Below are 12,271 nucleotides of genomic sequence, written 5' to 3'. Positions count from 1 at the left end.
AAACTTAACCAACCCCAGCACGGAGTAAATCATGCAGATGGATAAAACCAATTGGTTTTGACTCCTCACAAATGAAAAGACTTTGAATTTTATTGTCATTCATCATGGCGAGTGCTTCAGCGGCGAGCATTGTATCAACGACTGTTTTTGGGTCTTTAGTCATGATATCCGCCGCAGTTTTATCCAGTAAATCAGTCCCCATGTGACGTCGCAAGTCACCATCAGTTATGACTCCGATTAGATCGCCTTCTAAGTTAATAACACCCAAGCACCCAAAGCCCTTGCCGGTCATAATCATTAGCGCTTCTGACATTTGCATAGAGTCTTCACATAGAGGAAGCATGTCCGACTTAACCATGATGTCGTTCAAAATCATTAATCCTGAGCCGAGCTTGCCACCGGGATGGAAGCTTTTGAAATCCATATTGGTAAAGCCGCGTCGCTGTAAAAGCGCTACTGCCAATGCATCTCCCATAGCGAGTTGCATTGTGGTGGATGTGGTGGGGGCCAGCCCATAGGGGCAGGCTTCCTCAGCTTTAGGTAATGTCAGGCAAACATCTGCGGCAACGCCTAATGCACTGTCCACATTTGAAGTCATACCAATAAGCGGAATTTTGAAGCGTTTAACATAGGAGAGTAGATTGCCAAGTTCAGGTGTTTCACCAGACCAAGAGAGTCCTATCACAACATCCTGAGCTGTAATCATACCTAAATCGCCGTGACTGGCTTCGCCGGGATGTACAAATTGAGCTGGTGTCCCCGTTGAGGCGAGGGTAGCAGCAATTTTACGACCTATATGTCCACTTTTTCCCATACCGGATACGATAATGCGTCCGCCAACACCTGCCAGCATCTCAACAGCTTTCTCAAAATCCTTTGATAGGGTTGATTTAAGTTTTTCCAGGCCAGCAATCTCGGCGTCCAGTGTACGCGCCGCAGAGTCCAGTGGGTCGATTGGCTTTATCTTGGTGTTCTCTTCAAGAGTCATTTAAATATTGTCCTGATTTGTTCTTGCAGTCCATCAACAAGCTCAGGGTCAAGTGCTGCATAAGCTATATTGGCGGCAAGGAAGCCCGCCTTATTACCGCAATCATATCGTGTACCTTTAAATCTGAGGCCATGTAAAGGGCATGTACCGATTAAATCAGCCATTGCGTCAGTGATTTGAATTTCACCACCAGCACCTTTCTTACCTTTATCCAGGGTCACCATAATCATTGGGTCGAGAATATAGCGGCCAATAATTGCCAAATCGGAAGGTGCGTCTTCCGGAGCAGGTTTTTCTACCATGCCTCGGATCTTTACGATCTGTCCGTCATCTGTTTCTGGGTCTAATATCCCATAACGAAAAGTCTGGTCTGCCGGTACATTTTCAACTGCAACGAGATTACCCCCTGTCTTCTCATAGGTCTCAACCATTTGTTTTAAACAACCAGTTGTATGTAGAACCATGTCATCGGGTAGAATTACAGCGAAGGGTTCATTTCCGACCACCTCTTTGGCGCACCAAATGGCGTGCCCGAGCCCGAGGGGTTTATCTTGAGAAACCTCGGTAATTTTAGCATTATCTGGTAATCCGGCCTTTAATAATTCAAGCTCATCGGTCTTATTTCTTTCTTTAAGCATCGCCTCATAGGCAGGAGATGACTGAAAATGGCTAATAATGGAAGGTTTTTCAGGCGAGGTCACAAATATAAATTCAGTAATGCCGGCTGCGGTTGCTTCCTCAACACTCCATTGAATGAGTGGTTTGCTGAAAACCGGCAGCATTTCCTTGGGTACAGCTTTGGTGGCTGGTAGAAACCGGGTACCCATACCTGCTACAGGGAAAACAACTTTACTTATTTTCTGACTCATCAGTTTTAACCTCGATAAATAGTTTTATCTGTTAAAGAACTCGTTTAGCATAACTTAAAAGAAGGGATTCTAACAAAAATGTCCATGCGCCTCGTCAATTTCATGCTTAGTTTAATGCTTGGTTTTATTTTAACCAATATGTCCCCTGCGACAAATGTCGCATCTGCTACGAGCTTTGATAAATGGCTGTCAGATGTGGAGGTCTCTGCTCGGGCGGAAGGGCTTTCAGAGGAGACCATTAAAAATTTGACCGGATTGAAGATGGATCCGGAGATTTTAGCCCTTGCTGCGCGTCAACCCGAATATGTAAAACCGGCATGGGAATATCTCGATACCATGGTATCGGACACACGACTCAATAAGGGGCTGGCTATGCTTGCCTCCAATCAAGCTATTTTTGACAAGCTAGAAAAAACTTACGGCGTTCACAGATATTTACTGACGGCTATCTGGGGCATGGAAACCAACTATGGTAGCTACCAAGGTAAAAAGCATGTTCTTAGAGCTTTGGCTACGCTTGGCTATGATGGTGGGCGACGTAAGGCATTCGGTCGCCAGCAACTCATTGCTGCCCTGAAGATTATAGAAGCTGGAGATATTCCATCAGATAAAATGTTTGGCTCATGGGCGGGAGCGATGGGGCAGACGCAATTTATTCCGACGACCTATTTGGATTATGCCGTTGATGCGACAGGCGACGGCAAACGTGATATTTGGAACAGCCGAGAAGATGCGCTGGGCTCAGCTGCTAACTATCTGAAAGTTTCGGGTTGGCGGGATTACATTAGATGGGGGTTTGAGGTCACTTTGCCAGAGGGGTTTGATTTTGCACAGGCGGATTTAGCTCATCAAAAGGAGCTCAGGCAATGGTATAGGCTTGGGGTAAGGGGACTTAAAACACATCTGCCGCAAAATAAAGAAAACGCAGCGCTTTATTTGCCTGCAGGATATTCCGGCCCAGCATTTCTGGTGACCGATAATTTCCGTGCTATTTTGCGTTATAACACCGCACCATTTTATGCATTGGCGATTGGTATTTTATCTGACCGACTCGCTGGTGGCGAAGGGGTTAAAACAGCTTGGCCAAAATCTGAACGTCCCTTGCACCCGTCTGAATTGCGTGAGTTACAATCATTGCTGAACACGGCTGGATATCCAACGGGTAAACCAGATGGCATGATGGGAAAGAAAACGCGAGATGCGATACGTGCTTATCAAAAAAAGAACAATCTTAAACCCGACGGCTATGCGACGCCAGCCTTGCTCAATATGATGAAATAATGCGCACCTGATTTATCTTGGTAGTGCTGTTTCGCCCATAAGGAACATATCGACCTCTCTGGCGCATTGGCGACCTTCGCGAATTGCCCATACCACAAGTGACTGACCACGGCGCATATCACCACAGGCAAAAACCTTATTTTGCGTGCTGGTGTAGCTTTCTGTGTCTGCAGCTACATTGCCTCTTTCATCGAGATCAACGCCAAGTTGTTCCAATAAACCTTTATGGATGGGGTGAACAAAGCCCATTGCGAGTAAAACCAAATCTGCTTTGATTTCAAATTCACTACCCGGCTCTGGTTTAAAATTATTATCAACACGCGCGCATTTCAGGGCAGAAACTTTACCGTTGTCACCAATCAGTTCATTGGTCGTTACTGAAAAGTCCCGAACAGCACCTTCCTCCTGAGAACTGGAGGTTCGGAGTTTCAGGGGCCAATTTGGCCACGTCATACCTTTATCTTCTTTTTCGGGTGGCATAGGCATAATCTCAAGTTGTGTAACTGAAAGTGCGCCTTGTCTAAAACTGGTGCCGATGCAATCAGACCCCGTATCACCGCCACCAATCACAACAACATGTTTATCAGTTGCCGTAATGGGTTCAATATCGCCAATTGGCTCTTGCCCGACACGGCGATTTTGCTGAGGTAAAAAATCCATCGCAAAGTGAATACCGTCAAGCTCACGACCTGGAACAGGCAAGTCACGTGGGGACTCAGAGCCGCCTGCCAATACAACTGCATCATATTTTGCCTGAAGCTCATCGCCAGTGATATCAACACCGACATGTGTGTTTAAATGGAAGGTGACACCCTCAGCTTCTAATTGCTCAACACGGCGGTCAATGAGATGTTTTTCCATTTTAAAATCTGGAATGCCATATCGCAGAAGACCGCCAGCTTTGGCATTTTTTTCATAAAGATGAACATCATGACCGGCACGGGCAAGCTGCTGAGATGCTGCAAGTCCTGCAGGGCCAGAGCCGATAACCGCAACAGATTTGCCGGTTTTAGCTTCAGGAACAAGTGGTTTAATCCAATCTTCTTCCCAGCCCTTGTCAATGATGGCGCATTCTATTGACTTAATTGTTACCGGCTCATCAATAAGGTTAAGCGTGCAACTTGCTTCGCAAGGCGCAGGACAGATACGACCTGTAAATTCAGGGAAGTTATTTGTTGAATGTAGGTTTTGGAGTGCTTCCTGCCATTTGCCATTATAGGTCAGGTCATTCCAATCAGGAATTTGGTTGTTCACTGGACAGCCATTATGGCAATAGGGAACCCCACAATCCATGCAGCGGGATGCCTGCTTTTTCAGCTCATCAGCTTCTAATGGTACAACAAACTCACGGAAATGTTGAACCCGTTCCTCTGGGTCAACATAGCTTCGGTCATGTCTGTTATATTCGAGAAAACCCGTTGGCTTACCCATATCTTACTCTCCCGGCAGTGCGGACTCTTTGTCCGTTGTTTCAACTTCAAGTTCTTTCAAAGCACGACGATATTCTGACGGCATGACTTTAACAAATTTTGGCAGCCAGTTGTCCCAATCAACAAGAATCGTTTTTGCTTTTGCAGAATTGGTGTAACGAGCATGATTTTCCAGCAACTTATAAAGGCGCTCGGCATCATTGCCTGACATATTCTCACGTAAGTTTGACAATTCATTCGTCATTGTCGCATCAATGCTTTCAAGCTCAACCATTGACATGTTGCATTTGGATTCAAACGCGTCGTTTTCATCTAAAACATAGGCAATACCGCCTGACATACCGGCTGCAAAATTACGCCCTGTTTCGCCCAACACAACAACACAGCCACCCGTCATATATTCACAACAATGGTCGCCAGAACCTTCAACAACCGCAAATGCGCCTGAGTTTCTTACCGCGAAGCGTTCTCCAGCGACTCCGCGGAAATAACACTCACCGGTAATTGCGCCATAAAGTACGGTATTACCGACAATGATGCTTTTTTCAGGGACAATGCCGCTTTCCTCAGGTGGGTAAATCGCAATTCGACCACCCGACAACCCCTTCCCGACATAGTCATTGGCTTCTCCGACCAATTCGAAAGATACGCCATGCGCGAGAAATGCTCCGAAGCTTTGACCGGCAGTCCCGCTCAGACGGACAGAGATTGTATCCTCAGCAAGGCCTTCATGACCATATTTCCTGGCGACTGCGCCTGAGAGCATGGCACCAGCTGTTCTATCAATATTTGTAATTGGTGTCTCGATGCTGACTGGTTTTTTGTTTTCCAACGCATCCTTCGCTTCAGCAATCAGCTTGCGGTCAAGAATGTCGACAATTGGATGCTCTTGATTCTGACTGCGGTAAACAGCCTCACCCTGGCTGTCGATTTTGGCGAACAGCTTGCTGAAATCTAACCCCTTGGCTTTCCAGTGTGCGATGGCTTCATCCGTATCTAGCATATCGGTTTGACCGATAAGATCGTTTAAAGACCGCACACCCATTTCAGCCATAATTTCACGCACCTCTTCGGCAACGAAGAAGAAGTAATTAATTACATGCTCGGGTGTACCGGTGAAACGTTTCCGCAGTGTTTCATCTTGTGTAGCGATACCGACAGGGCAGGTATTAAGATGACATTTACGCATCATAATACAGCCTGAAGCAATGAGCGGCGCGGTGGCAAAGCCAAATTCGTCGGCACCCAGTAGAGCACCAATCACAACATCACGACCTGTCCGGAGGCCACCATCAACCTGAACGGAAATCCGAGTCCGTAAGCGGTTCAGTACCAATGTCTGATGCGTCTCGGCAAGACCGATTTCCCATGGGCTACCCGCATGCTTGATGGAGGTCAGCGGGCTTGCGCCTGTGCCGCCTTCAAAACCTGAGATGGTTACATGGTCTGCGCGGGCTTTTGATACCCCTGCAGCCACAGTGCCAACCCCAACCTCGGAGACAAGTTTAACTGAAATGTCTGCTGCACTATTGGCGTTTTTAAGGTCGAAGATAAGCTGTGCAAGGTCTTCGATAGAATAAATGTCATGGTGCGGTGGCGGTGATATAAGGCCAACACCGGGTGTTGAATGACGTACGGCAGCAATACGCCGGTCTACCTTATGACCGGGCAACTGCCCCCCTTCACCGGGTTTTGCACCCTGTGCCATTTTGATTTGAATCATATCTGAATTAACAAGATATTCTGTTGTCACACCAAAGCGTCCTGATGCGACCTGTTTAATGGCGGAGCGCATGCTATCACCATTTTCAAGAGGCGTAAAACGTTGGGCTTCTTCACCACCTTCACCGGTGTTGGACTTGCCGCCAATTCGGTTCATGGCAAGGGCAAGGGTTTGGTGGGCTTCTGGGCTGATAGAGCCGAAGGACATCGCACCCGTTGCGAAGCGCCTCACAATTTCGGAGGCCGGTTCGACATCGTCTATGGAGATTTCTTGACGACCAGTCTCCGCGGCTTTTTTCAATTTGAAAAGACCGCGCAAGGTTAACAATTTCTCGTTCTGCACGTTTACCTTATCGGCATATTCCTTATATGTTTTTGAGTCCTCACCGCGTACAGCATGTTGAAGTGTGCTGACCGTATCAGCATTCCACATGTGGTCTTCACCGCGTGTTCGAACCGCATATTCACCACCGACTTCGAGACTACTACGCAGAATGGCTTTATCCCCAAAGGCGTCGGTATGGCGTTGAACGGTCTCAAGTGCAACTTCTTCAAGGCCAATGCCTTCAATCGTTGTGGCTGTGCCGCGGAAATAAGCGTCTACGAAATCTCCGGAGAGGCCGATGGCATCAAAAATCTGAGCGCCGCAATAGGACTGGTAGGTTGAGATCCCCATTTTGGACATCACTTTACGGATACCTTTGCCCATAGCTTTGATATAGCGCTGTGCAATCTCGTCAGATGTTAAATCCCGCGTCTCTTCATTCTCTAAGCACATATGCTCAAGTGTCTCGAAAGCGAGGTAAGGATTAACTGCTTCTGCGCCATAACCTGCAAGACAACATATGTGATGAACTTCGCGTGCCTCACCAGTTTCAACCACAAGACCCGTTGATGTACGAAGGCCTTTACGGATCAGGTGATGGTGCACAGCTGAGGTTGCGAGCAATGCAGGGATAGCAACTTTGTCCGCAGACAAATTCCTGTCTGAAAGAATAATAATATTTTCGTGATTTTGCGTAATCGCAATCTCAGCTTCTTCACACAAGGCGGTAAGTCTTTGAGCCATGCCGTCTGCACCCTGATCGGCAGGCCAGCAAATATCCAAAGTTTTGGCATGGAAGTTGTTATCTTCAATGTCGCTGATGGTTCTGATTTTCTCTAAATCTGCATTTGTAAGGACTGGCTGATCGACTTCGAGACGTTTTTGTTTGGCTGTATCTTCAAGTTCAAGCAAATTGGGTCGCGGGCCAATAAAAGAGACCAGAGACATAACCAACTCTTCTCTAATCGGGTCAATTGGCGGATTGGTTACCTGAGCAAAAAGCTGTTTAAAATAGGTATAAAGAAGCTTGGATTTGTCGGAGAGGGCTGAAATAGGTGTGTCAGTTCCCATGGAACCGATTGCCTCTTCACTTTTCTCGACCATTGGCGAAAGCAAGAATTTTAAATCTTCCTGCGTGTAACCAAATGCTTGTTGTAAATCTAAAACCGGCGCATGCAAACCGACATGGGCAGGTGCAGTACTCTCTGGCAACTCAGACAATTTGATTTGCGCCTGATTAAGCCAATCTTGATAGGGCTGGGCAGAAGCAAGCTCTTCTTTAATTTCATTATCTTCAATGATGCGCCCCTGTTCAAGGTCTATCAGAAGCATTTTGCCCGGCTGGAGACGCCATTTCTCAGTGATTTTATCTTCCGGCGCAGGCAGGACACCCATTTCAGATGCCATCATGACACGGTCATCAGAGGTCACATAATAACGGGCAGGGCGTAGACCGTTCCGGTCAAGTGTCGCACCAATCTGGCGCCCATTGGTGAAGGCAACCGCTGCGGGGCCATCCCATGGTTCCATCAAAGCGGCATTATACTCGTAAAAGGCGCGTCTTTTGGCATCCATGAGAGGATTGCCAGACCAAGCTTCTGGAATGAGCATCATCATGGCATGCGGCAGTGAATAGCCGCTTTGAACCATTAGTTCCAAAGCGTTATCAAAAGATGCAGAGTCGGATTGACCTTCTTCAATCAAAGGCCAAAGTTTTTTGAGGTCGTCACCAAAAAGATCAGACTTGAGAGCCTCGTGGCGTGCTGCCATCCAGTTGACATTGCCGCGTACTGTATTGATTTCACCATTATGGCAAATCATTCTGAAGGGCTGTGCGAGGCTCCATGTTGGGAACGTGTTCGTTGAAAAGCGTTGATGAACCAATGCCATGGCGGAAACCATGTCTTTATCTTGGAGGTCAAGGTAATAGGGCCCGAGCTGGCTTGAGAGCAAAAGACCTTTATAGAGGACTGTCCGTGAGTTCATCGAAGGAATGTAGAAAAACCCGTTAATGTCAGGGTTATCAATTTTCTTAACTTCAATTTCTATACGACGGCGGATAACGAATAAATCACGGTCAAATTTATCTCTGTCACTAGCATCTTGCGCGTTGCCAATCAAAAGCTGACGGGATTTAGGTTCCGAGGGAAAAATGGACTCGCCAAGATCGCTGTTATCGACGGGCACATCACGCCAGCCCAAAACAGTGTGACCTTCTTCACCAACAATCTTTTCAGTAATTTTCTCAATCTGAACTCGGTTTTCAGTGTCTGGAGGTAGAAAGAAGAAACCGACGGCGTAGTTGCCTTCTTCGGGTAAATCAAACCCTGACTCACCGCAGACTTTGCGGAAAAATGCATCTGGTGTCTGGATGAGAATACCTACACCATCCCCGGCTTTGGGGTCGGCACCTACGGCACCTCGATGTTCTAAATTATCAAGGATTTTTAGACCGTCAGAGATAATATCATGAGACTTACGATTTTTAATATCAGCAACAAATCCAATGCCACACGCATCGTGTTCGTGACGCGGATTATACAAACCGAGAGGTTCAGGCAAGCCTGAGGTTTTTTCATTTTTTAACACTGTTTTCTTATCAGAAAGATAACGGTTTTGTTTGCCATCCATTAATTTAACTCTCGTTTCACATTCATGCTTTGAGTATTTGAAGGATTCAAATACCCATTTTTGGTATCTGGAAATATTTGGGCGGAGCCACAAGCACCGCTTAATGATATTTATTCAAAAAGCATGTTTAAAAACACACAGTCCAGAAAGTGCCAATAATCCCATATCTCGTACGTACATGTATTTTACGAGTTGAGGTTTAAATAGGTTCATTATTGATAATGTAAATATGCCACTTGTGATGGAAACTGACAAGTAAATATGTCAGCTTTATTGACCTAAATTATTCTTAATAGAATCAATCTATTACGCATTTCTTTAACATTATAATTATTGTAGCGCCGATTAGTCGCATGGTGAATTGTCCATTTTGGCATTTGGCGCAAACCATATAATCTTCTGATAAATTTGTGAAAATTTTTTAAATATATAAATTAAAATTCTACTTTATTTTAGTATTAACGAATTCTGTAATTTTTTTAACCGCTACTTTTGCCTCTGGAACGAAATCCGCGCCGAGTTGAAAAACATGAGGCATGTTTTCGTATACTTCTAGAGTGCATTCATTTCCTGCCATTTTAGCTTTTTCTGCAAATGAGCATGCATCGTCCCAGAGAATTTCGTCAGTTCCGACCTGAATAAGTAAAGGCGGTAAGTTTTCTAAATCACCAAAAAGTGGTGAAACAAGCGGGTGCGTTGCCGGTGTTTCACCATGATATAGTGCAGCAGTTTCATTGAGTTTGGTGCCGTCAAGCATGTCGTCAATATGATTTCTTAGTCGAACGGACGCACCACTTCCAGTCAAATCTGTCCATGGCGACATCGTGACGGCACATGAAGGTAAGGGTTTCTCTACCTCTTTAAGTTTCAACAACAGCGCAAGAGTTAAGCATCCACCAGCACTATCTCCCGCTACAGCAATATTCTCAGGCGAATAGCCATTTTCCAAAAGCCAGTCATAGGCTTTTTCGGCATCTTCAAGTGCAGCTGGAAATTGATGTTCTGGTGCCAACCGGTAATCAATTGATAATGCACGAAATGAAGCAAATTTGGTGATATTTTTAACTAGACCTCGATGAGATTTGGGGCTCCCTACCACAAATGCCCCCCCATGCAAATAAAGAAGGGCTCCTTTAGCATCTGATTTACCGTGCCATTCAGCATAAATATGGTCAATCATGACTTTTTCATCAGGCTTAGGCATAAACCTTGACAAATAGCGGCTTAATGGACCTTCCCCCCGTGAAGCACTTTTAATATCCTCAATGCCACCTGCGTTCTCAAGCATTGGTTTTATGAAATGCCTAAAAATACGTTTTAAAAAACGCGCCTGAAAACTTATTTTTTTCATTTTATTGGCTTAATCCTTGGTTACCACGTGTAAATGAACTCGTAAATTTGAGTAATAGGTTGATATATATATAGCCCTAATGTCTTTTCTATTTTGAATATATGACAAAAGTAAAACTGTCACAGTTTCTTGTTTGTAGTGGATCAAAGAAATTCTTCATTAGGTACTTTAGTAATCTGAACAAATAAATGACTTCGATGTTTTAAATTTTAGAATATGTTAGTAAAATATACTTCACAGATTGCTAATAAAAACCCAAATAACACCTAATGGCGCGATGAGGCGTGACAGCCAAAGCCAAATAGTGTGCATCCAAGCTGTTCCACCAAAATGTTTCAGTGAGGTATTTGCAGGGACAACCCACCCCGCAAAAGCTACAATCAGCAAGCCCCCAAGCGGCATAAGAATATTAGATGTTACATAATCTTTAGCATCAAATAATGTCTTGTCGGCAAAGACACCAGTATCAGAAAGTCTGAATTCGCTCAAAATATTGAAGGAAAATATTGTTGTTAGGCCAATGATGAAAGACGCCATTAAGACAACTAAAGTTGTTTTGGCGCGAGAGGTCCCCAGCTTGTCGCTGATAAAGCGAACTATAACCTCAGTGAGGGCGAGATTTGAAGTTAGCGCGGCAAAAACAACAAGCAAGAAAAATAAAGAGGCAAAAAAACCGCCTCCGGTCATATCCGAAAACGCTAATGGCAAGGTTACGAAAATAAGTCCGGGGCCTTGTGCGGGTTCAAGAGATTGACCGAAGACAATCGCAAAAATACCAATGCCGGCAAGTAAGGCTATTATTGTGTCTGCAATGCCGATGGTGATAGCAGCTTCCCCAATGCTGACATGATGGTCTAGATACGCTCCATAAGTTATCAACATGGCGGCTCCAACACCCACCGAGAAAAATCCGTGACCGACAGCTGAGAGAATGACATCAGGTGTGATACTCGAAAAATCAGGCGTAAACAAAAAGCTGATTGCGGCTCCAATGTCTCCCTCTATGGCGCCATAAATAACAACCATCACAAGCATCAAAAAAAGAATGGGCATTAAAAATATATTTGCTTTTTCAAGGCCAGAGTGGATATCACGCGAGATAACAAACCCTGTCAGCATCAGAAATGTAACCTGCCAGAAAATCATCTCAGCAGGATTGGCAAGAAGGTTGTTAAATTCTGTTGCGACTTGATCGGCGTCAAACCCCGAAAATCCACCTATGAGTGATTTGCCGAGATAGGCCATGACCCAGCCGGAAATGACAGGATAAAAAGTCAGTAACATAAAACTTGCAAGAACGGCAATCAGACCGGAAATACCAAAAAGTGCCGGGTTCTTGGTATCGCGCGCTAAATAAATAACGGAGTCGACAGCGTTGCGCCTTGCCATTCGACCTGTGATAAGCTCTGCCGCAGCCACAGGTATTGCGATAAGGAAAATGGTAACCAGATAAATTAATACGAATGCGCCGCCGCCTTGTGTGCCTGCCATGTAAGGAAATTTCCAAATATTTCCGAGGCCAATCGCTGCACCCACACAGGCCAACAGAAATCCGATATGTGATGACCAGGCAAGATTTTCTGTGCCGATGGCGTTTTTATTTTCTGACATTGATTTCCCCTTCAATAGCTATCTAATAAATAGTAGTGTTTTGATTAAATGGAAAGTTGTATC

General features: G+C 45.2%; 7 protein-coding genes. 1 reads left to right on the top strand and 6 read right to left on the bottom strand.

Annotation, left to right across the window (positions count from 1 at the left end):
* Positions 1-4 precede the first annotated feature (4 nt).
* Positions 5-988, bottom strand: a complete 984-nt coding sequence (locus tag RS24_RS03985; protein ID WP_021776907.1) for a KpsF/GutQ family sugar-phosphate isomerase — start codon at positions 986-988, stop codon at positions 5-7.
* Positions 985-1,857, bottom strand: coding sequence for a UTP--glucose-1-phosphate uridylyltransferase (locus tag RS24_RS03980; RefSeq protein ID WP_021776906.1), 873 nt, complete (start codon positions 1,855-1,857; stop codon positions 985-987). Before RS24_RS03980 ends, RS24_RS03985 begins: the two co-directional genes overlap by 4 nt.
* 78 nt (positions 1,858-1,935) lie before the next feature.
* Here RS24_RS03980 and RS24_RS03975 point away from each other — a divergent pair, with 78 nt between their 5' ends.
* Positions 1,936-3,138 carry a lytic murein transglycosylase gene (locus tag RS24_RS03975; protein ID WP_021776905.1) on the top strand — a complete coding sequence of 401 codons (1,203 nt, stop codon included), beginning with the start codon at positions 1,936-1,938 and terminating at the stop codon, positions 3,136-3,138.
* A 12-nt stretch (positions 3,139-3,150) separates the two neighbouring features.
* On the opposite strand, the gene RS24_RS03970 is transcribed toward RS24_RS03975, so the two are convergent.
* From RS24_RS03970 to RS24_RS03955, 4 genes are all read right to left on the bottom strand, one after another.
* Positions 3,151-4,569, bottom strand: coding sequence for a glutamate synthase subunit beta (locus RS24_RS03970; protein WP_021776904.1), 1,419 nt, complete (start codon positions 4,567-4,569; stop codon positions 3,151-3,153).
* A 3-nt stretch (positions 4,570-4,572) separates the two neighbouring features.
* On the bottom strand, positions 4,573-9,246 hold the full coding sequence (gene gltB, locus RS24_RS03965; protein WP_021776903.1) for a glutamate synthase large subunit: 4,674 nt from the start codon (positions 9,244-9,246) through the stop codon (positions 4,573-4,575).
* A gap of 442 nt (positions 9,247-9,688) precedes the next feature.
* Entirely contained in the window at positions 9,689-10,597 is a 909-nt protein-coding gene (locus RS24_RS03960) for an alpha/beta hydrolase (protein ID WP_021776902.1), read from the bottom strand.
* A 234-nt stretch (positions 10,598-10,831) separates the two neighbouring features.
* Positions 10,832-12,208 carry a sodium-dependent transporter gene (locus RS24_RS03955; protein WP_021776901.1) on the bottom strand — a complete coding sequence of 459 codons (1,377 nt, stop codon included), beginning with the start codon at positions 12,206-12,208 and terminating at the stop codon, positions 10,832-10,834.
* Between the last annotated feature and the right edge of the window lie 63 nt (positions 12,209-12,271).

The sequence above is a fragment of the Candidatus Micropelagos thuwalensis genome (assembly GCF_000469155.1).
Taxonomy (GTDB): Bacteria; Pseudomonadota; Alphaproteobacteria; order RS24; family RS24; genus Micropelagius; species Micropelagius thuwalensis.
Note: the sequence above shows the minus strand (reverse complement) of the source record. Positions and strands in the feature narration are given on the sequence as shown.